This window comes from Butyrivibrio sp. AE2015 (genome assembly GCF_000420825.1).
Taxonomy (GTDB): domain Bacteria; phylum Bacillota; class Clostridia; order Lachnospirales; family Lachnospiraceae; genus Butyrivibrio.
Genome location: NZ_ATVR01000035.1, coordinates 15,692 through 36,173 on the forward strand (window position 1 = coordinate 15,692; position 20,482 = coordinate 36,173).

Annotated in this window: 19 protein-coding genes, 1 tRNA gene and 1 rRNA gene; 20 read left to right on the forward strand and 1 reads right to left on the reverse strand. The window is 41.1% G+C overall.

Annotated elements, in window-relative coordinates; translation table 11 throughout:
* Nucleotide 1: 1 nt before the first annotated feature.
* The 11 genes from G585_RS0113730 (at nt 2) to G585_RS0113780 (ending at nt 11,283) form a co-directional block, all read left to right on the forward strand.
* Nucleotides 2–1,096 (forward strand): ABC transporter ATP-binding protein, encoded by a 1,095-nt coding sequence (locus G585_RS0113730; protein WP_022775761.1) that lies wholly within the window; start codon nt 2–4, stop codon nt 1,094–1,096.
* On the forward strand, nt 1,093–1,983 hold the full coding sequence (locus tag G585_RS0113735; RefSeq protein WP_022775762.1) for a carbohydrate ABC transporter permease: 891 nt from the start codon (nt 1,093–1,095) through the stop codon (nt 1,981–1,983). The genes G585_RS0113730 and G585_RS0113735 overlap by 4 nt, the downstream gene beginning before the upstream one ends.
* The gene (locus G585_RS0113740; protein WP_022775764.1) at nt 1,980–2,810 is read left to right on the forward strand and encodes a carbohydrate ABC transporter permease; all 831 of its coding nucleotides are present in this window, start codon (nt 1,980–1,982) and stop codon (nt 2,808–2,810) included. Before G585_RS0113735 ends, G585_RS0113740 begins: the two co-directional genes overlap by 4 nt.
* Before the next feature lie 7 nt (nt 2,811–2,817).
* Nucleotides 2,818–4,413 (forward strand): ABC transporter substrate-binding protein, encoded by a 1,596-nt coding sequence (locus tag G585_RS0113745; RefSeq protein WP_022775765.1) that lies wholly within the window; start codon nt 2,818–2,820, stop codon nt 4,411–4,413.
* Between the two features lie 99 nt (nt 4,414–4,512).
* Nucleotides 4,513–5,319, forward strand: coding sequence for a hypothetical protein (locus G585_RS0113750; protein ID WP_022775766.1), 807 nt, complete (start codon nt 4,513–4,515; stop codon nt 5,317–5,319).
* A 100-nt stretch (nt 5,320–5,419) separates the two neighbouring features.
* Nucleotides 5,420–6,223: an FRG domain-containing protein gene (locus G585_RS0113755; RefSeq protein WP_022775768.1), complete on the forward strand. Its 804-nt coding sequence runs from the start codon at nt 5,420–5,422 to the stop codon at nt 6,221–6,223.
* Nucleotides 6,224–6,241: 18 nt separating this feature from the next.
* Entirely contained in the window at nt 6,242–6,901 is a 660-nt protein-coding gene (locus G585_RS0113760; protein WP_022775769.1) for an NUDIX hydrolase, read from the forward strand.
* A 30-nt stretch (nt 6,902–6,931) separates the two neighbouring features.
* Complete coding sequence (locus G585_RS0113765) at nt 6,932–8,551, forward strand: hypothetical protein (RefSeq protein ID WP_022775770.1); 1,620 nt, start codon at nt 6,932–6,934, stop codon at nt 8,549–8,551.
* Nucleotides 8,552–8,583: 32 nt separating this feature from the next.
* Nucleotides 8,584–9,285: a LytR/AlgR family response regulator transcription factor gene (locus G585_RS0113770; RefSeq protein ID WP_022775772.1), complete on the forward strand. Its 702-nt coding sequence runs from the start codon at nt 8,584–8,586 to the stop codon at nt 9,283–9,285.
* A gap of 118 nt (nt 9,286–9,403) precedes the next feature.
* Nucleotides 9,404–10,720, forward strand: coding sequence for a type I glutamate--ammonia ligase (glnA, locus tag G585_RS0113775; protein WP_022775773.1), 1,317 nt, complete (start codon nt 9,404–9,406; stop codon nt 10,718–10,720).
* Between the two features lie 14 nt (nt 10,721–10,734).
* Nucleotides 10,735–11,283, forward strand: coding sequence for an ANTAR domain-containing response regulator (locus G585_RS0113780; RefSeq protein ID WP_022775774.1), 549 nt, complete (start codon nt 10,735–10,737; stop codon nt 11,281–11,283).
* A gap of 34 nt (nt 11,284–11,317) precedes the next feature.
* Here the strand turns inward: G585_RS0113780 and G585_RS0113785 are convergent.
* Nucleotides 11,318–11,406: transfer RNA gene (locus G585_RS0113785), tRNA-Ser, on the reverse strand.
* A gap of 174 nt (nt 11,407–11,580) precedes the next feature.
* On the opposite strand from G585_RS0113785, the gene G585_RS19130 reads away from it, so the two are divergent.
* The 9 genes from G585_RS19130 to G585_RS0113830 all read left to right on the forward strand — a co-directional run.
* Entirely contained in the window at nt 11,581–13,446 is a 1,866-nt protein-coding gene (locus G585_RS19130) for a sensor domain-containing diguanylate cyclase (RefSeq protein WP_022775776.1), read from the forward strand.
* A gap of 117 nt (nt 13,447–13,563) precedes the next feature.
* On the forward strand, nt 13,564–14,637 hold the full coding sequence (locus G585_RS0113795) for a 6-phosphofructokinase (RefSeq protein WP_022775777.1): 1,074 nt from the start codon (nt 13,564–13,566) through the stop codon (nt 14,635–14,637).
* A 40-nt stretch (nt 14,638–14,677) separates the two neighbouring features.
* A complete protein-coding gene (gene dnaX / locus G585_RS0113800) occupies nt 14,678–16,279 on the forward strand; it encodes a DNA polymerase III subunit gamma/tau (protein WP_022775778.1) in 1,602 nt (533 codons plus the stop codon).
* A 3-nt stretch (nt 16,280–16,282) separates the two neighbouring features.
* Nucleotides 16,283–16,630 carry a YbaB/EbfC family nucleoid-associated protein gene (locus tag G585_RS0113805; protein ID WP_022775780.1) on the forward strand — a complete coding sequence of 116 codons (348 nt, stop codon included), beginning with the start codon at nt 16,283–16,285 and terminating at the stop codon, nt 16,628–16,630.
* Nucleotides 16,630–17,229: a recombination mediator RecR gene (gene recR, locus G585_RS0113810; protein WP_022775781.1), complete on the forward strand. Its 600-nt coding sequence runs from the start codon at nt 16,630–16,632 to the stop codon at nt 17,227–17,229. Before G585_RS0113805 ends, recR begins: the two co-directional genes overlap by 1 nt.
* 24 nt (nt 17,230–17,253) lie before the next feature.
* The gene (locus G585_RS0113815) at nt 17,254–18,294 is read left to right on the forward strand and encodes an aldose epimerase family protein (protein WP_022775782.1); all 1,041 of its coding nucleotides are present in this window, start codon (nt 17,254–17,256) and stop codon (nt 18,292–18,294) included.
* 28 nt (nt 18,295–18,322) lie between these two features.
* Nucleotides 18,323–19,549 carry a DUF5711 family protein gene (locus tag G585_RS0113820; protein WP_022775784.1) on the forward strand — a complete coding sequence of 409 codons (1,227 nt, stop codon included), beginning with the start codon at nt 18,323–18,325 and terminating at the stop codon, nt 19,547–19,549.
* 9 nt (nt 19,550–19,558) lie between these two features.
* Nucleotides 19,559–20,026, forward strand: coding sequence for a CvpA family protein (locus tag G585_RS0113825; RefSeq protein ID WP_022775785.1), 468 nt, complete (start codon nt 19,559–19,561; stop codon nt 20,024–20,026).
* A 321-nt stretch (nt 20,027–20,347) separates the two neighbouring features.
* Nucleotides 20,348–20,482, forward strand: a 16S ribosomal RNA gene (locus G585_RS0113830); the annotation flags it as partial.

Genomic DNA, 20,482 nt, shown 5'->3' on the forward strand with positions numbered 1-20,482 from the left:
TATGAAGATAGTTTTAGAACACTTAACTAAGAGATTCCCTAATAGGAACAAAAAAATAAAGGACGATGTAATTGCCGTAAATGACTTCAATTTTACTATTCCTGACGGCAAACTCATCGGACTTTTAGGGCCATCCGGTTGTGGAAAAAGTACAGCCCTTAATCTTATTTGTGGACTTGAGAAACCTTCAGAAGGAAAAATTTTCTTTGGTGAGAGAGATGTTACAGAGCTTGCTCCTGAAAAGAGAGGCGTAGGTCTTGTATTCCAGAACTATGCTCTTTATCCACATCTTACTGTCTATGAAAACATTAAATTCCCCCTTGAAAATTTCAGAGGCGATAAGAAGCTTACCAAGGAAGAAATGGATGCCAAGGTAAAAGAGGCAGCAAAACTTGTTCAGATCGAAGAACTGATGGACAGACGTCCAAACGAGATGTCAGGTGGTCAGCAGCAGAGAGTTGCTATTGCGAGAGCTCTTGTAAAGATGCCGCAGGTTCTTTTGCTTGATGAGCCCCTTTCAAACCTTGATGCAAGACTTAGACTCCAGACAAGAGAAGAGCTTAAGAGGATCCAGCTTGAAACAGGTATTACAACTGTATTTGTAACCCATGACCAGGAAGAGGCCATGAGTATTTCAGATATGATCGTTGTTATGAAGGCCGGTGTTCTTCAGCAGATGGGAAAACCTCAGGATATTTATGATGATCCTGATAACCTTTTTGTCGCAAGCTTTCTTGGAACACCTCAGATAAATGTTTTCAAAGGAAAGGTCAAAGATGGCAAGGTTTATATTGGAGAGGCCCCTGTTCTTGATGCAAATGGCGTAAAAGACGGTGACGTCTATGTTGCCATAAGACCTGAAGGATTTATCCTTGATGAGAATGGAACTTTTGCCTGTGATTATGTGAACCGCGAGATAATGGGCAGAGATACAAGCCTTATCGTTTCACATCCTGATTTTACCGGTGAAAAGATAAGAGGAATTATATCATCTGACGATGAAGTTAAGATTGATGACGGCAAAGTCAGATTTTCACTTAAACCAAACAAAGTATTTATTTTTGATGGAAATTCAGAAGAGAGGATAAGGCTATGAAGAAAAACCTGACTGCATGGCTTTGTCTTTTGCCTGCAATTTTGTTTTTGGGTATATTTATGGTTTACCCTTTATTTGATGTATTGGTCTATTCATTTGAAGAAGGCTATAACTTTGCATCTCAGAGCTTCTGGGGAACAGGACTCTACAACTATTCATATGTACTCCACGACCCATTTTTTATCCAGGCTCTGAAAAATACTTTTATTATAGTAATAATTACGGTTCCGCTTTCTACCGGAATCGCTCTTTTAATTTCCCTTGAACTTAGCCAGATAAAGGCTTTGAGGGATTTCTTTCAGACAGTTTATTTCCTTCCCTACGTTACAAACACCTTGGCTGTAGGACTGGTATTTATGATCCTCTTTAAAAAGACTGCTTATTCCGACGGACTTATATCCATCCTGATACAGTTTTTTGGCGGCCCTTCTGTTGACTTTATTGACGGCCCTTATGCGGCAAAAATGTTTGTTATGTGTTTTTACACAATATGGATCGTAATGCCCTTTAAGATACTGATCCTCACAAGTGCTCTCGCATCAGTAAATGAGATGTACTACAAGGCAGCAGTTGTTGATGACACACCAAAGTGGAGAATATTCTACAAGATTACACTCCCTATGATATCCCCTATGGTTTTCTATCTGGTAATAACAGGATTTATCGGCGCTTTCAAGGCATACAGCGATGAGGTAGCTCTTTTTGGAACTGACCTTAATGCTGCAGGAATGAACACGATAGTTGGCTACGTATATGACATGCTCTATGGAAACAGCGGTGGCTATCCATCATATGCATCAGCTGCGGCACTCATTCTTTTTGCCATAGTATTTACAATTACAACCATAAATCTCATGGTTAGTAGAAAGACGGTGTACTATCAATGAAAAATAAAACCAGAAATGTGATAATTTATGCTCTTCTTTCAATTTGGGCTATCATAGTGCTGTTTCCTTTTTACTGGATGATACTTACTTCCATAAAAAGCTACAGCTCATACAATTCTGAATATGTTCCAAAGTTCATAGCTCTGAGCCCTACTGTTGAGAACTATGTAACAGCATTTACCGCGGTTCCACTGGCGAAGTATTTCTTTAATACTATTGTCTTCACAGTTGTTACCACAGGCATGATGCTGGTTGTGGTGGTACTTTCGGCATTTGCCTTTGCAAGACTTGATTTTAAGGGAAAAGACCTTTTGTTTTCTCTTTTCCTTTCTCTTATGATGATTCCAAATGAACTTGTTATCATCACAAACTTCGTTACTATCACAAATTTAAATATGAGGAACACCTTCTCGGGACTTATACTCCCGTCTGTTACTTCAGTCTTTTACATATATCTTTTAAAAGAGAATTTTGAGCAGATACCTGAAAACCTCTATAAGGCAGCAAAGGTAGACGGAACTTCGGATTTCAGATATCTTTTCAGGGTCATGATCCCGATTTCCAAGCCTACGATAGTTACCATAACTATCCTTAAGGTCATTGAGTGCTGGAATTCTTACGTATGGCCAAGGCTTATTACTGATGATCAGAATTACTTCCTCGTTTCCAATGGAATTCAGGAGATCAGGGAAAACGGCTTTGGGCGAGAGAACGTGCCGGCAATGATGGCAGCAGTAGTTGTAATATCTGTGCCGCTCGTTGTCCTGTTCCTTGTTTTCAGAGATAAGATCATGGAAGGAGTTGCCCGCGGGGGAACTAAAGGATGACGTTACTATGACTATAAATGTGAAACCGATACTTTTTACTATATTTGCTACACTAGTGCTGACGGGATGTCACGGATCTAAGGGGAGTAATGAATTTAATATCCCTGAAACCTTTGATGAGTCCAAGAATATAGAAATAACATTTTGGGCAAAAAATGATACAAATAAGACCCAGACAGCGATATACAATAAAGCAATTGAGGATTTTGAAAAGATATATCCAAATATCACTGTAAATATGAGGCTGTATACCGATTATGGCAAGATATATAACGATGTAATTACTAATATATCTACTAATACAACACCGAATGTCTGCATCACATATCCTGATCATATTGCAACATATATGACCGGAAGTAATACGGTGGTGCCGCTTGATGGCTTATTTGCAGATGAGAGATATGGACTAGGCGGAAGTGAAGTTAAGTTTGACTCGGTGAGAGCTGATGAGATCGTGCCGGAGTTTTTGGATGAGTGCATGATCGGGGATCAGCACTATGCAATCCCCTATATGAGATCTACTGAGGCCTGCTATGTGAATAAGACTTATGTAGAAGCCCTTGGATACGAGCTTCCTGAGACACTTACCTGGGATTTTGTGTGGGAAGTTTCAGAGAAAGCCATGGAAAAAAATGCAGATGGAACCTTTAAGATAAACGGGCAGCAGGTAATGATCCCATTTATCTATAAGTCAACAGACAATATGATGATCCAGAGCCTTAAGCAGCTTGGAGCAGATTATTCAGACGCAGATGGGAACATTTTACTTTTTAATGACAGCACGAGAGAAATTCTCAGAACTATAGCAGAGCATACAAAGAACGGCGCTTTTTCCACATTTAAGATCTCGGGATATCCTGCAAACTTCTTAAACGCCGGACAGTGCATATTTGCTATTGATTCAACAGCAGGTGCAACCTGGATGGGAAGCGATGCTCCACTTGTTGATATTGCTGAAGATAAGCTCGTAGATTTTGAAACAAAAGTCATGACTATTCCTCAGTATGACCCGTCTAATCCCAAGATGATATCACAGGGACCATCAGTGTGCGTCTTTAATAAGGCAGATTCACAGGAAGTTCTTGCTTCGTGGCTTTTTGCGCAATATCTTTTGACCAATGATGTACAGATCGCTTACTCAGAGACAGAAGGATACGTTCCTGTTACATTAAAGGCCCAGAATGCACCTGAATATCAGGACTATATTGCCAAGGCCGGGACTGATGACAATGAGCATTATCAGGTAAAAATAGATGCTGCGAAGCTCCTTATGAACAACACTGAGAACACTTTTGTCACACCGGTGTTTAATGGCTCCACATCTGTAAGAGACGCGGCAGGACAGCTTATAGAAAATGTTACCAAAGCGGTTCGAAGAAAGAAAACAGTCGATGATAAATTTATTGATGACCTCTATGAGGAAGTGAAATCTCTTTATCATCTTGATCAGGGAAGCACAGGCGCTGCAAATAGCGGCCAGAAAAAGGATCTTGTGCCACTTCCTTTTGAATCTGTGGCGTTTTTAAGTCTGCTTGTAATTGCCTGGATTCTTATAGGAATTTTTGCCTTAAAAGATAAAATAAAGAATAAAACCAAATAAGTGTTTGTATTTTATTTATTATTTAGTATAATTTCCTTGTTTGGTATTGTTAGACATCAATAGTAGATGTCTCATAACTTTTTTATATGGAGGGATATTATGAAAAAGACATTGGCAGTAGTTTTAACAATGGGTCTTGCTCTTTCATTCGTAGGATGTGGAAGCAAGGCAGCTACAGAGACTGCAGAGACAGCAACAGAGGCTGTATCAGAGGCAGTTGAGACAGCAACAGAAGCTGCATCAGAGGCAGCTGCAGAAGCAGTATCAGAGGCAGCAGAGGCAGTAGCAGATGATGCTAAGTCAGAAGGCGTTATGACATACGCTGAGTTCGCAGCAGCAGAGCTTGAGACAGAGGTTGTAGTTGAGACTTATGTACAGGCTAAGCAGTCATGGTGGGAAGACAAGGCAACATTCTACACACAGGATCAGGACGGTGCTTACTTTATCTATGAGATGGCTTGCTCAGAGGATGATTACAACAAGCTTACACCTGGAACAAAGATCAAGGTTACTGGTGTTAAGTCTGAGTGGTCTGGTGAAGTAGAGATCGTTGACGCAACATACGAGATCGAGGAAGGTAACTTTGTAGCAGAAGTTAAGGATGCTACAGATCTTCTTGGCAAGGATGAGCTCATTGACCTTCAGAACCAGCTTGTATCTTTCAAGGATATGACAGTTGAGTCTGTTGCATTCAAGAACGAGCAGCCTGGAGATGACATCTATGTTACTCTTTCAAAGGATGGAGCAAGCTATGATTTCTGCCTTGAGTACTACTTAAATGGTAGCGACGAAGAGTTCTACAACCTTGTAAGTGGTCTTGAAGCAGGCACAGTAGTTGATGTTGAAGGATTCCTTTACTGGTACGAAGGTGCTAACCCACACATCACAAAGGTTACAGTTAAATAATTTTGCTTTAGTAAATAATGCCCCACAGCGTATGCTGTGGGGTTTTTTCATTTTATGATATACTTATTCTGACTGGAGATATTACTGAAAGGGACATGTGATGATAAAAGAGATACATATAGATACATTGGAAGAGCTGTTGCCTCTTTTGACAGAGCAGGAGTACAGGCCGGATCTTGACAGGAACAGAAGTCCATACGTATATCGTGGAATGTCGGATTCATCCTTCAAGATGTATACGAGCCTTAGCAGAAACTGTAAGGGCCTTCAAAAGCAGCTTGAGCCTGCAATACTTGAAAACTTTGCCAAATATGCCATAAATGATGAGCCTTCAATAGGCCATTCCGTTTGGAGACAGATGATCCTCGGGCAGCACTACGGGCTTCCCACAAGGCTTCTTGACTGGACTCAGTCAGCGCTTGTTGGACTTAACTTTGCTACTACAGAAGAGAATCTTGAAGAAATGGACAAGCATGACTGTATGGTCTGGAGAATCAATATGTCAGAACTTGTTGATCACCTTCCTGAACCTTACAAGTACGCAGTAAACAGGAAGCATTCGACCATTTTTACTGTGGACATGTTAAAAGAACTGACGGGAAACAGCTTGAAACAGTATGATACTGATATGGGCGATTCCTCAATGGTAATAATCGAGCCCCCATCACTTAATCAGAGAATCATAAACCAGCATTCATTCTTCGCCGTAGTGCCGACGGGAATCACAGATATTGAAAAGTTCCTTTCGGACAACACAGAAGATACTGTCAAATACATTATTGATAAAAAACTCAGATGGCGCGTCAGAGATATGCTCGATCAGCTTAATATGAGTGAGCGTATTGTTTATCCCGGACTGGAAGGCCTTTCCAAGTGGATTGCCCGCCATTATTATGTAAAATAAATTAAAGAGAGAATTGCCATGAGTGGATATAACATTAAAAAAGACCAGGTAGAAACAGTACTGGATAAAAAGTTTTTGAGATTATACGATCTGCATTATGAAGAGGGAAGACATTATTTCGATGCTTCCAGAAGACCTGTTGAAGAGCTTGCTGCTTCCATGACGGAGGAAGAATTTAAAAAAATGATCCCTGATGCGGTAAGCTGTTTTGTAATAATAGAGAAAGAGGGAAAGGAGCCGGAGCTTCTTTTATCCTATGAATACAGATACCCTGCAGGAAGATTTCTTTTGGGAGTTCCTGCAGGACTGGTTGATCCGGAAGATAAGGCAAAAGAGAACCCTCTCCTTGAAACAGCAAAAAGAGAAATTTTTGAAGAGACAGGAATAACAGTCAGGGGTGACATAGACAAAATGTCAGTTGTGAACCCGCTTGTTTTCAGTACTCCTGGAATGACAGATGAGAGTAACGGCCTTGTTTCAGTAGTTTTGCGTGATCCTGACTTATCTAAAATGACTCAGGACGGAGCATTGGGACAGGAATGTTTTGACGGATTTGTTTTTGTCACAAAAGAAAAAGCGCGTAAACTCTTAAAAGACGGAGTTGATGATAACGGACATTTTTATTCAGTTTATACATGGGCAGCACTGATGTATTTTTTGTCTGACATGTGGAAATAATGTCTAATTGTTTATGAAAAGAGGGGAATTATGAAAAAGAAATTTTTGGTATTACTGACAAGTTTGGCTTTAGTATCATCTCTGGCTATTGGCTGCGGCAGGCAGGAGAACGCAGATGGTGCAGCTGATGCTTCATCACAAGAGGAGAGCATTGCAGAGCCTGAAGAAACTGCAAAAGCTTCTATTGAACTTACAGGAACCCTGGATTTTGGATGGGCAGTTGACCATATTTCAGACGAGGATTTCGGTGAGATGGCCCGGATCCTTGACGACGAGAAAATAGAAGATCTGCCTGGTGACAGCAGATTCCAGAGAGTCTATGGTGATCTTAGCATGGAAGTCAGCGTGTGGGATCTTCTCAGTGTCGGAGAGGGCAACAAGGACTATAACGACTATGGAACAGTGATCGTTACAGGATCTGGTAAGACTAAAACAGTTTTCCCTGAAGTAAGACATGGAAGATGTCCCGCTGTAAATGCTGATTTTGATGAAAATACAATGTGGCTTGTGGGCGAGGCTATTTCAGAAAATGGCGTGTATGCAGAGATTCCGTATCTCTTTACAATTGATTCAGCAGGTGCTGAGATAATTTATGTTGTTGATCCTGTTCTTGTTCAGAATAAGCTTCTTGAAATGCTTTCTATAGAGTCAGATGACAGCACTATCTCTTTTAACTATGACGGAGATAAGCTCTACAGTATTGAGAATCCGGGAAATGTTACAAACATCTGTCTTGGTGATCACATCAGCTACTATTTAAACTCAGGTAATGACCTGATGGTGAAGGTTACTCCTGGTATTAAAGTTTCAGGAAAAGATGATATCAGCTACGACAACATGCCTACATTTATTGCAACCGTGGTGCCGTCTATGGGTAGCGAGGGTGTATACGACGACTTTGAATTAAAGGCGCTTTCAGCTCTTTCTTATAACAAAGTTGATCTTGATAATCCAACAGCTCTCGATGATGCTATTTCATCAGCAATATTTAAGTCCAATGCTGGTGTTTATTACGAAGGCGAGCTTGCTGCAGAAGGCCATATCCTTATGAGCAGTGAAGAAGAGGGGCCTCAGGTTAAAGCCTACGTTCTTGCTATGTATGGCGAGTATGAGTTCCAGAACGGAAACTTTGTTAAATGTGCAGGAAGCGGAGCTATTCCGACAGTTATCACGTTTGTCTTGAATGACTCCAAGGAATACACTATCGTGAGTTATGAAGAGGCTGAAGACGGAAGCGACTTTGTTCCTTCTATCAAGAAGATGTTCCCTGAGGATCTGTGGGCAAGATGCATATCAATTGAAGAAGATGATATGAGCGAGCTTGAAAAGATGGAGCGAGGTTACGCTGAAGAGTATGTTGAGAGCATCGGCAGAGAAAATGCAGAGATTGGCGATTATGCCGACTTTGAGTACACTTATGATGATGCCTATAATGTATCTGAAAAGGCTGCTAATGCTATGCTTGAAGCTCAGAGTACAGATCCTTTGGTCGGAAAATGCCCTATGTGGTATGGAGACCGCGAGGTTGTGGAAGATGGAATCAGATATATATACAAAAAAGAGTATGATAAGACAGCAAAGAAAGTTATCTTTAGTAAAGTGGAGCAGGAGTCAGGAAAAGTAGTTGAATCTGCTGAGTACGATGCGTGATAAAGGGTAAAAAAACATAACTGGGGGATGAAATGTACAGAGTCGCTATATGTGATGATGAAAAAAGTTCTGCCGCTGAGGCGGCCGGACTTTTGGAAAAATATAAAAGATCAAAGCCGGGCGTTGAATTTAAGCTGGATATCTTTAACTCATCCATAGAGCTTTTGGGTGCCATGGAAAAAGAGAGCTATGATATATATCTTTTAGATATATACATTGACAGGATGAATGGCATAGAGATTGCTGAGACCATAAGAAAACGTGATAGTGGCGGTCAGATTATTTTTATGACTTCTTCCAATGCTTTCTACAAAGAAGCATTCAGAATTCAAGCTGTGCATTATCTGGAAAAACCAATCCTTGAGGAAGAATTCTTTTCTGCCATGGACAGAGTCTGTGTTAAAGAGGAAGTAAAGTTCCTTACGGTGAGGGATAGCGGAGAATTAAGCAGGATTCCTGTGGATGAGATCCTTTATATTCAGTCGGAGGACCATTACAAGAGAATCCTGACGGAGAAAAAGAGCTATTTTGTAAGGAGCACCATGCAGATGCTCATGGACGACCTGGGTGATGTGCCATATTTTTATCTTCTTGGTAAAAATGTCATTATCAATTTAAGGAAGGTGCTCAGAATTACTAAGATATCGATCGTTATGGAAGACGGAACAGAGTTTTCGGTTCCAAGAGGGACCTACAGAGTGATAAGCGAACTTGTTTTGCAGTATAATTTCTAAAATATTCGTTGACACTGTCTGAAAAAGAAAATAAGATTATAACCATAGTGGCAAGGGCGCCAAAACAATGATCCGAGTAATCGTTTGTTTTGTGCGCCATTTTTGTTAGGAGGGAAAAATGAGCAAGTATACCAGAGAGGATATCATACGTATTGTTGATGAAGAGGATGTGGCTTTTATCAGGCTCCAGTTCTGCGATCTTTTCGGAGTTCCCAAGAATATAGCGATTCCTTCAAGCGGACTTGAAAAGGCTCTTGATAACAAGTATGCCTTTGACGGAATTTCTGTTGAGGGATTTGTCAGAAATGAAGAGAGCGATATGTATCTTTATCCTGATCTTGATAGCTTTGAGATATATCCTTGGAGACCACAGGCAGGAAAGGTGGCCCGTATGTTCTGCAACGTCTACACTGCAGATAACAAGCCTTTTTCAGGTGATCCAAGGCACGTTTTAAAACAGGTAGTTGAAAAGGCTAATGGAATGGGACTTAACATAAAGGTAAATCCGCTTCCGGAGTTCTTTTTATTTGATTACGACGACAACGGCCAGCCTACTACAGGCACCAAGGAAAGGGCCGGATATTTTGATGTTGCGCCTCTCGACCAGGGCGAGAATGTCAGAAGAGAGATCATCCTTAATCTTGAAGAGATGGGCTTTAATATCTCATCCTCACATCACGAGATTGCCCCTGCACAGCATGAAATCCAGTTTGGCGGTGAAGAAGCTGTAAGAGCAGCTGACATGGTCATGACTTTCAGAATGGCAGTTAAAACTATCGCCAAAAAGCACGGCCTCTATGCCACATTTATGCCAAAGCCTGTTGAAGGTATCAGCGGTTCCGGAATGCACATGAGCTTTATTGCAGAGGACAAAGACGGAAAGAATATCTTTGCAGATGAAAGCGGAGCCTTATCTGAGACTGCAAAACAGTTTGTTGCAGGTATTCTCTATCATGTAAAGGGAATGACGCTCATAACCAACCCTATAGTGAATTCATATAAGAGATTAGTACCTGGGTATGATGCGCCAGTTGACATATCCTGGTCTTCAAATTCAGCAAACAGAAGCGCTCTTATACGCATATCAAGTGATCTTGACCTAAATCCTCAGGTTGAAGTAAGAAATCCCGACGCAACCTGTAACCCATATCTTGCCATAGCTCTTTTGCTGGCAGCAGGTCTTGATGGTATTGAAAAGAAAATGACACCACCTGAAGCTGTTTCCACAAGAAATGGCGGAGCAGAAAAAGAGCTCGATGTCCTTCCCTTGACACTTGGCGAAGCAATTTATGCTTATCAGTCAGACTCATTTGTAAAAGGAGTTCTTGGAGATGAGATCTACAACAAGGTGCTCACAGCCAAGAAGGCAGAGTGGAAGGAATTCAGAACCTGTGTAACAAAATGGGAAATTGATAAGTATCTCAATAATTTCTGATCGAGGCAGTTTGGGTGAATATTATCGTAGCTTTTGCAAAGCCTGAGGATGCTCAGAACATAAAAAGCATATTGCTGCGTGGCGGATATGACAATGTCATTGCCTGCACAACTGGTGTAAAGGCGCTTTCAGCCATGGAGGATCTGGGAAGCGGAGTCATAGTATGTGGCTACCGCTTAAGTGACATGCTCTATTCCGATCTTGCAGAGGACCTTCCCGGGTATTTTCAGATGCTCATGGTTGCCTCCGCCGATAAAGCGCCCTTTGACAATTTTGGAGAAAAACTCATGTTTTTGCCATCACCTTTCTCCAAGGCAGATCTCTATTCTACGATAAATATGATGATTGAGGGAGTAACTCTTTCCCGTAAAAGAGCAAAACAAAAAAGACTGAATAAAAGTGAAGCTGATAAAAAGACTATCTCCAAGGCAAAAGAGCTACTGATGGAAAGACATCATATGACTGAGCCTGAGGCACATAAGTATCTACAGAAATGTGCGATGAATTCGGGAACAACAATGCTTGAAGCTGCCGAGATGGTGATCTCTCTAAATAGTATCTAAGAATAATACTCACCAAAAGAACTTAATATATAAGCGGAGTTGAGGGGATTTGAACCCCTGCGCCGGACGAGCCGACCTACCGGATTTCGAATCCGGACCCTTCAACCACTTGGGTACAACTCCGTATATGACCGCTGCATAATACCTGCAGCGGTTTTTATTATACTTTTTTAGCAAACTAGCGTCAATGGATTGGTTTATATTTTGTTTCGATTTTTATTAGCGTTTTGTTATAGAAGTGTGCGTAAAAACATTATAAAATGTATGTGTAGAAGTGCGTTTTTATAAAGGGGGTTTATGCTAAACAAGAAAAAGATAATAAGAATAATCCCATTTTTCTTTTGGCCGGTAATAATACTAGTGGCTTTCTTTTGGGTTTATTCAAATTATGAAAACCTATATCTGAAGAATATTGAGTATAGAGGTGCTAAAACCACCAGTTATATAGCGGACTCTTTTTTGACATATCTGGGTAATATCGATAATACGCTTAAGTCCTGCGCATCTTCGGCAGAATACATGATGGCTAAAGGCGCTTCAGAGGAAGAAATCAGGGATTATCTTGTATATGAATCTGAAAACCTTGGAATAACCACAAAAACAGGATCAAGAGGTGTCTTTGGAGTATTCAAAGGGAAATTTTTGGATGGCGTTAATTGGAACCCGGATAGTTCTTACGATGCAATCGGGCGTTTATGGTATACCGAGGCAGTCAAAAATGCAGGAAGGTATGCATTTGTTGGCCCATATTATAACCTTAGGACCCAGGATTATGTGATTACAGTAAGTAAGCTACTGGACGATGGGGAGAGCGTTATTGCTTTTGCTATTGATTACGCTACCTTTAAGGATATGACAACAAAGCTTATTGGGAAAGATGAGACACGTACAGTTCTCATAATGGACGATAAAGGTGTCGTTATCTGTAATTCCAAAGATGATGAAATGGGAGTTGATTACTCGGCATCAGAAGACCAGTTTCAACGGGAAATTTACAACGCGTGGAGAAATAATCGCGGAAAGAGTACCTATCAGCTTAGGAGCGATGGGTGGAACGATGAGGACTTTATCATATCTCAGAGGCATTTACTGTATAATCTCAACGTTTTGACCATTACAGATGCCAATGCTGAGATGGATGAGCTGAAAAAGACAGCATCCTTGCTGGGAGCGGTGCTCTTTTTGGCGCTTATTATCTCTTTTGCCCTGAATCAAAGGAAGTACCATAAGGACAATGAATCCTTTATCAACGCCAGAGACCTTAACGCTGTGGCGAACATTTACGAGACAATTGTAAGAATTGATCTGGATAAGGACGAACTTGAAATAATCTTTTGCAGGGACTATAGCATTGCAAGTACTCTTGAGGAAGGGCGCTATCACGCACGTGAAACTGTTGCGGAAGTTACGGGTAAATTTGTAGCAGACAGATCATATGAGATGATGAGGGAGTTTATGGATTTTTCGTCATTGAATGATAGACTGACAGGCAAACAGACCCTTACTTTAGAGTTCCTGAACTACGATCACGTCTGGAATCGTGCCAGATTCTTTGTGGCGGAAAGAGATCAGGATGAGAATGTCACCAGCGTAGTATTCGCAACTGAGGCAATCGATGAAGAAAAGCGCGTAAGAGATAAGTACCAGTACCTTGCTGAAATTGATCAGCTCACCGGGATCAATAACAGAGGAAGTGGAGAAAGAAAAATCCGTGAACTTCTACAGAAAAATGTCGGTGGAATGTTCTTCTTGTTTGATGTAGATAAATTCAAGCTTGTAAATGATAACTTTGGCCATGATACAGGAGATGAAGTACTTGTTGGGATAGCTGAGAGGATGAAGCGGCTGTTTAGGGAAAAAGATATTGTGATGAGACTTGGCGGTGATGAGTACGCAGCCTACATGCCTGGCGTTTTCAGCAAAGAAGACGGTGAACTTATCATGAAACGTCTTATAGACAGCGTACATGACATGGATATTAAGAGACTTGAAGGAAGACAGATAGATATCAGTGTTGGTGCTGCCATCTATTACCCGACTGACTCGTATTCTTTTGGTGAGTTATACAAAAGAGCTGATAATTGCGCTTATGAGAGTAAAAAGATTCCGGGTTCTGCGGTGACATTTTATGAGCGTGATGATGAAGAAAGTACTAGAAAATAGCATGGGAGCTGGCGCGCGTATTACTTGGCATTAACTACATTTTTTTGTATAATTGTCATTGATATGTGCGATTACAAATAGCAATTTAGCATATTTATTCAAAGGAGGCCCATTCACATGATGAGAATCGGTATGTTGACAAGCGGTGGCGACTGTCAGGCTTTGAATGCAGCAATGCGCGGCGTTGTAAAGTGTATTGCGCACAGTGGTGAGGAAGTTGAGTTTTACGGTTTTAAGAATGGCTATAAAGGCCTTATTTATGGCGATTTTAGGATGCTTACTTCCCATGATTTTTCAGGTATTCTGACTAAGGGTGGCACTATTTTAGGTAGTTCCAGAACACCTTTTAAGACAATCAGAGAGCCTGATGAGAACGGTCTTGATAAAGTTGAGGCTATGAAGCAGAACTACTACAAGCTGCAGCTTGACTGCCTTGTGGTGCTGGGCGGCAATGGTTCTCAGAAAACAGCAAATCTCTTGAGTGAAGAGGGACTGAATGTGGTATCTCTCCCTAAGACTATCGACAATGATCTTTGGGGAACTGATATGACTTTTGGCTTCCAAAGCGCTGTTGACGTTGCAACACAGGTTATTGATAACATACATACCACAGCAGATTCTCACGGCCGTGTATTTATCATAGAGGTTATGGGACACAAGGTTGGATGGCTTACTCTCAATGCAGGACTTGCAGGAGGAGCTGATGTTATTCTGATACCGGAGATCCCTTATGATATTGGCAAGATCTGCGAAGCCATAGAAGCAAGAGATAAAAGAGGCAGCAGATTTACTATTATAGCGGTTGCTGAAGGAGCAATCTCCAAGAAGGATGCCAAGCTTTCCAAAAAAGAGTACAAGGAAAAAATGGCAAACTACAAGTACCCTTCAGTTTCATACGAAATTGCAGAAGCTATCCAGAAAAAGAGCGGACATGAAGTAAGAGTAACTGTTCCCGGCCACATGCAGAGGGGCGGCGCTCCTGATCCATATGACCGCGTATTTGCTTCAAGACTTGGCGCAGAGGCTGGTCAGCTTATTCTCAATAAAGAATTTGGCTATATGGTAGCTTACAAGAACAGAGAAATTGTAAAGGTTCCTCTTTCTGAAATAGCAGGAAAGCTTAAATATGTATCACCGGATGCCAGCATCATAAAAGAAGCCAAGATGCTTGGTGTCTGCTTTGGGGATTAAATTGTTATAAAAGTTTTGTTATAGGTGGAAGTTATTTTAAATGGGTTATGTAGCTCTTTACAGAAAATTCAGACCTCCTGTCTTTGAGGATGTAAAAGGACAGGATCATATAGTTACAACACTAAAGAATCAGATCAAATCTGACAGAGTTGGACATGCTTACCTGTTCTGCGGAACTCGCGGAACAGGTAAGACTTCTGTTGCGAAGATTCTTGCCAAGGCAGTCAACTGCGAGCATCCTGTTGATGGAAGCCCTTGCGGTGAATGCGAGATGTGCAGGGAGATCGCAGCAGGAAACAGCATGAATGTCATAGAGATAGACGCTGCTTCCAACAACGGTGTTGATAACGTCAGAGAGATCATCGACGAGGTTTCCTACTCCCCAACAAAGGGTAAAAGAAAAGTCTATATCATCGACGAGGTGCACATGCTTTCAGCAGGTGCTTTTAATGCCCTGCTCAAAACACTTGAGGAACCGCCGTCATATGTTATGTTCATTCTGGCTACAACAGAAGTTCAAAAGATTCCTATCACTATTTTGTCCAGATGTCAGAGATATGACTTCCACAGGATCACCATAGATACCATAGAGGGAAGGCTCCGTGAAGTTGTGGATTCTGAAGGCATTACAGTGGAGGAACGAGCTCTTAGATACATCGCCAAAACTGCTGACGGATCCATGAGAGACTCCCTTAGTCTCCTGGATCAGTGCCTTGCCTTTAACTATGGGCAGGAGCTTACCTACGACAAAGTGCTTGGCGTCCTTGGCGCTGTTGATACAGAAGTTTTCAGCAGACTTTTTAATGCCCTCTACAGACAGGATGCCAATGAGGCACTTACCATTTTGGCAGATATTGTAATACAGGGCAGAGAGTTAAATCAGTTTGTAAATGATTTTGTCTGGTATCTTAGGAACCTCATGCTTGTTCAGGCATCAGATCAGATGGAGGATGTTATCGACATCTCTTCCGATAATCTGAAAGCGCTAAAAGAGCAGGCTGAAGGCGCGGATACAGATACGATCCTCAGATATATCAGGATTTTTTCCGAACTGTCATCACAGCTTAGATATGCAACACAAAAACGTATATTAATAGAAATAACATTGATAAAAATGTGCAAACCTCAGATGGACAAAGCTGAAGATGCTCTTGAGGACAGATTAAGAGTTTTGGAGCAGCACGATGAGGAGAACACCAAGCTTTTAAGAGGAATTCAGTCAGGTCAGGTAGCTGTTGTGGCCGGCGCGTCAGCAGCTCCGGCTGGAAAACCTGTTTCCCAGGGACAAAAGAAAACCCTGGACAGAGCAGTTCCTGAAGATATAAAAAGACTTGTAAATGACTGGCCAAGGATACTTGCCAGAATGGAAAACCCTATGAAGACTTACCTTCAGAAAGCAAGGTTAAGTCTTGGCAACAACGATATTCTGCAGATTGTCTTTGACAATAAGCAGTTATCAGATAAATATTCAAATGGTACATCCTCTGAGGAATTGCAGGATGTGCTTGATCAGGCTCTTGGGAAACACGTTGAATTTGAGACCAGATTCATAGAGCCACAGGTTGTATTTGAAGAAAACTATGTAAATCTACAGGCTATAAATTTTGATATAGTTACTGAGGATGAAGAAAAGGAGAATTAACAAATGGCAAAACGCGGAGGATTTCCGGGCGGAGGAATGCCCGGTAACATGAGCAATCTTATGAAACAGGCGCAGAGAATGCAGCGCCAGATGGAGGAAAGCCAGAAAGAGCTTGAGACAAAAGAGTTCACAGCAAAAGCCGGTGGCGGTGCAGTTGAGGCAACTGTATTTGGCAACAAAACAGTAAAGAGCATCGTTATCTCACCTGATGCAGTTGATCCTGATGATGTAGAGATGCTTCAGGATATGATCGTAGCAGCAGTCAACGAAGCAATGAAGCAGGCTGAAGAAGCAAGTGGAGCTATGCTTGGCAAGATGACAGGTGGCCTTGGCGGAGGATTTCCTTTCTAATGGATCTATACAGCGGACATATTAACCGACTGATCGACGAACTGGCTTCATTGCCCGGAATAGGAGGCAAGTCTGCACAAAGGCTTGCTTTCTATATTATCAATCTTCCAAAAGACAGGGTTAAGAAGCTGGCAGACTCAATAACAAATGCACGTGAAAATGTGCATTATTGTAAAGTTTGCTGTACCCTGACAGATGATGACATCTGCCCGATATGCAACAATCCAAACAGAGACCACAAGACCATCATGGTTGTGGAAAATGCGAGAGATCTGGCAGCATATGAGAAGACTGGAAAGTTTGAAGGGGTATATCATGTTTTACATGGAGCAATTTCACCGATGCTGGGAATTGGCCCTGGTGACATACGTCTCACGGAGCTAATGCAGAGACTTCAGACAGAAGATGTAGAGGAAGTTATCGTTGCTACCAATTCCAGCCTTGAAGGCGAAACAACTGCTATGTATATAAGCAAACTCGTTAAACCTACGGGGATAAAGGTTACGAGGATTGCCAGTGGTGTTCCGGTTGGCGGTGATCTTGAATATATTGATGAAGTTACACTTTTAAGAGCGCTTGAGGGAAGAACAGAACTATAATCGCACTTAAAATGGAGGAGAATCATGGGAGTAAGAAAAGAACTTGTTGGAAATGCACCTAGTGGAGAGCAGGTACACGCATATCATATCAGCAACGACAATATGGAAGTTGTTGTGCTTGATTATGGCTGCATAATCAGAAACATCATAGTTCCTGATAAGAATGGCAATAAAGTAGATGTTGCCTTAGGATATGCAGATCTTGAGGGCTATTTTGTAAATGACTGTTTCCTTGGAGCTACAGTCGGACCAACAGCTAACAGAATAGCAAATGCAAAATATAGTATAGAAGGAAGAGAGTTCAGTCTTCCTGTTAATGACGGACCAAACAATCTTCATACAGATATGGAGAAGGGATTCCATAAGCGCGTATGGAAGGGCGAAGAAAGTGATAATTCAGTTAAATTTACTTTAGAGTCTTCAGATGGCGATATGGGATTTTCAGGAAACAGAGTATTTACGCTCAATGTTTCTTTATCAAAAGACAATGAGCTGTCTCTTCATTACCATGCTACTAGTGATGCAAAGACACTTATTAATATGACAAACCATTCATACTTTAATCTTGGTGGACACAACTCAGGAAGTATTCTTGAACATACACTTAAACTTAATGCTGTCGAGTACACACCTGTAATCGATTCAGCAGCAATTCCTACAGGAGAGATTGCTTCAGTAAAGGGAACACCATTTGATTTTACAGAAGGAAAAACAATCGGCAGAGATGTAAATGCTGATAATGCACAGCTTAAATTTGTAGGTGGATATGATCACAACTTTGTAGTGGACGGAGCAGATGGCACTCTCAAAGAGTTTGCAGTAGCTTCTTCTCCGGATACAGGAATTACTATGAAATGCTTTACAACACTTCCAGGATTCCAGCTCTATGTTGGTAATTTCCTTAAGGCCAATAATGCAAAAGATGGTGCAACATATGTACCTAGAAACGGTTTTTGCCTGGAAACACAGTTCTATCCTGATTCTATAAACCAGCCATCATTCCCTCAGCCTGTATTTGGTCCTGAGAAGGAATATGATACAGAGACTGTGTATCAGTTTTGCTAAATAATCTATTAGTTAACGGAGAAATGCTTTGGCGGAAGTAAGAGATTTTAACGCTTATGCCGGAAAAATAAATAATACCGAAGATGATAAAACATCTTTTACAAGGGAGACTTCATATAAAGAAAAGATCAGAAGCCATAAACTGGCGGTCTTTTTCAGAACAGTAAGTGTTGCAGCAATTGTTATTTTGCTGGTGGCTGCAATATATATAAGCTGGAGAGATAAGGAGTATTCTGAAGCTACTGTTTCGCAGGGAGCCAGCATAACAAATGGCGCTGACGCCAAAGTTATAGGCCTTGGCGGAAACATAGTCCAGTACAGTAAAGATGGTATCAGCTGTATGGACGAAAGCGGCAAAGTCCTTTGGAATCAGACCTATGAGATGCAGAATCCAATAGCTCATACATGCCAGAATATCGTGGCGGTAGGAGACTATAACGGACATAATATCTATGTGAGCAGCTCTGGCGGTGCAATGGGCGAGATTGATACCAATCTCCCTATCAGGGATTTTTGTGTATCAGCCCAGGGTATCGTGGCAGTAGTACTTGATGGAACAGATGTTACGTGGATATATCTGTATGATTCTAAAGGTAATGCCATAGCTAACTTTAAGACCACCATGAAAGATAGTGGATATCCTATAAGCGTTAGCATATCTCCAAACGGAGAACTTGTCTGCGTTTCTTATATATATCCTGAAGATGGCACAGTTAAAACAAGCGTGGCGTTTTTTAACTTTGGTTCGGTAGGCCAGAACTCAATTGATAACTATGCAAGCGGTTATGACTATCCCGGAGTTGTTGTTCCTTATGTGCAGTTTATGAATTCCTCATCTGCATTTGCTGTTTCGGATGACAGGATAATGTTCTATTCCGGAGAAGAAAAGCCTGTTAGTCTCAGTGAGAGCTTTACAGGAAGTGAACAGGTACGATCTGTGTATTTTAACGATTCATATGTTGGACTTGTTTTCTCTAACAGCACAGAAGATGGAACATACAGACTTCAGGTTTATAACGCATCAGGAGAACTGGCGCTTACCTCATACTTTGATATTGATTATTCGGAGATCATATTTAGCAATAAGCAGATCATCATCTATAACGAGGATGAGTGCGTTATTAAGGATATGAACGGACATGACAAGTTTGCAGGTGTTTTTGAAGAACCTGTTAGAACACTGGTACCAACAAATCTAAGAAACAAGTTTATACTTGTGACAGCGGACAGTGTTGATACTTATACTTTAAAGTAAGGATTTAATATGAATTTTGATATTTCACAAGTGGTTTTGACAATAGTTGTTGTCTGCCTGTTTCTTTGGAGAATATCATATGGTAAAAATAATGGCCTGTTTGCGGAAGCTGCAGGCCTTATTGCTGTTTTGGCGGCATTTGTGTCTGTTTACTACGTGGCTAATATCGCGGGAAGTGTGCTTAATCAGAATTACGGTGTGATAATTCCAAAGATAGGTTATTTGCTGGTAGCGTTTTTGGTTTATAAGATCATGACTGCTATAGGAGATGCTTTTAAAAAGATGAGGAACGTGCCAATATTTGGAGCAATGGACAGATTCCTCGGTGCAGTTCTTGGCGCAGTAGAAGCTGCTGCAATCATATATTTAATAGAATATGTGACAGACCTTGAGATAATATCCAGTACGATAGTGGTTCTGATGCAGCTCTACACCAGTATTTATGAGGCTTTTACTAAAAGTTTTATAAATAATTAAAAAAAGTGTTGCATTGTAAAATGAGTAGTGCTATACTTTGTCTTACCCGCTGCGGAGGGGACAACCTCAGTAAATAAGCGGATTTTCGACAACTGAACAATTCAGAAAGTCGAAAAAATAATTTAAAAAAGTTGTTGACAAACATCTGAAGCTGCGATATACTAAATGAGTTGCTGCTGAAGAGCACAACAACAAAGCACCTTGACAAATAAACAGTAATGCAACCCTGAAAAATTCCAAGAGAATTTATTCAGAACAAAGATTTAGTAAATAACGGACAGAACAAAAGCCAAGCTTAAGTTCTAGCCTGATCAAACTTTTAAACGTGAGAGTTCGATCCTGGCTCAGGATGAACGCTGGCGGCGTGCCTAACACATGCAAGTCGAACGGAGAATATACGCTTCAGAAGCTTCGGCAGATGATTGTATATTCTTAGTGGCGGACGGGTGAGTAACG

Bases quoted from the DNA above. Each gene is read 5' to 3' on its own strand.
- G585_RS0113730 (WP_022775761.1), top strand. From the start codon at position 2: ATGAAGATAGTTTTAGAACACTTAACTAAGAGATTCCCTAATAGGAAC.
- G585_RS0113735 (WP_022775762.1), top strand. From the start codon at position 1,093: ATGAAGAAAAACCTGACTGCATGGCTTTGTCTTTTGCCTGCAATTTTG.
- G585_RS0113740 (WP_022775764.1), top strand. From the start codon at position 1,980: ATGAAAAATAAAACCAGAAATGTGATAATTTATGCTCTTCTTTCAATT.
- G585_RS0113745 (WP_022775765.1), top strand. From the start codon at position 2,818: ATGACTATAAATGTGAAACCGATACTTTTTACTATATTTGCTACACTA.
- G585_RS0113750 (WP_022775766.1), top strand. From the start codon at position 4,513: ATGAAAAAGACATTGGCAGTAGTTTTAACAATGGGTCTTGCTCTTTCA.
- G585_RS0113755 (WP_022775768.1), top strand. From the start codon at position 5,420: ATGATAAAAGAGATACATATAGATACATTGGAAGAGCTGTTGCCTCTT.
- G585_RS0113760 (WP_022775769.1), top strand. From the start codon at position 6,242: ATGAGTGGATATAACATTAAAAAAGACCAGGTAGAAACAGTACTGGAT.
- G585_RS0113765 (WP_022775770.1), top strand. From the start codon at position 6,932: ATGAAAAAGAAATTTTTGGTATTACTGACAAGTTTGGCTTTAGTATCA.
- G585_RS0113770 (WP_022775772.1), top strand. From the start codon at position 8,584: ATGTACAGAGTCGCTATATGTGATGATGAAAAAAGTTCTGCCGCTGAG.
- glnA (WP_022775773.1), top strand. From the start codon at position 9,404: ATGAGCAAGTATACCAGAGAGGATATCATACGTATTGTTGATGAAGAG.
- G585_RS19130 (WP_022775776.1), top strand. From the start codon at position 11,581: ATGCTAAACAAGAAAAAGATAATAAGAATAATCCCATTTTTCTTTTGG.
- G585_RS0113795 (WP_022775777.1), top strand. From the start codon at position 13,564: ATGATGAGAATCGGTATGTTGACAAGCGGTGGCGACTGTCAGGCTTTG.
- dnaX (WP_022775778.1), top strand. From the start codon at position 14,678: ATGGGTTATGTAGCTCTTTACAGAAAATTCAGACCTCCTGTCTTTGAG.
- G585_RS0113805 (WP_022775780.1), top strand. From the start codon at position 16,283: ATGGCAAAACGCGGAGGATTTCCGGGCGGAGGAATGCCCGGTAACATG.
- recR (WP_022775781.1), top strand. From the start codon at position 16,630: ATGGATCTATACAGCGGACATATTAACCGACTGATCGACGAACTGGCT.
- G585_RS0113815 (WP_022775782.1), top strand. From the start codon at position 17,254: ATGGGAGTAAGAAAAGAACTTGTTGGAAATGCACCTAGTGGAGAGCAG.
- G585_RS0113825 (WP_022775785.1), top strand. From the start codon at position 19,559: ATGAATTTTGATATTTCACAAGTGGTTTTGACAATAGTTGTTGTCTGC.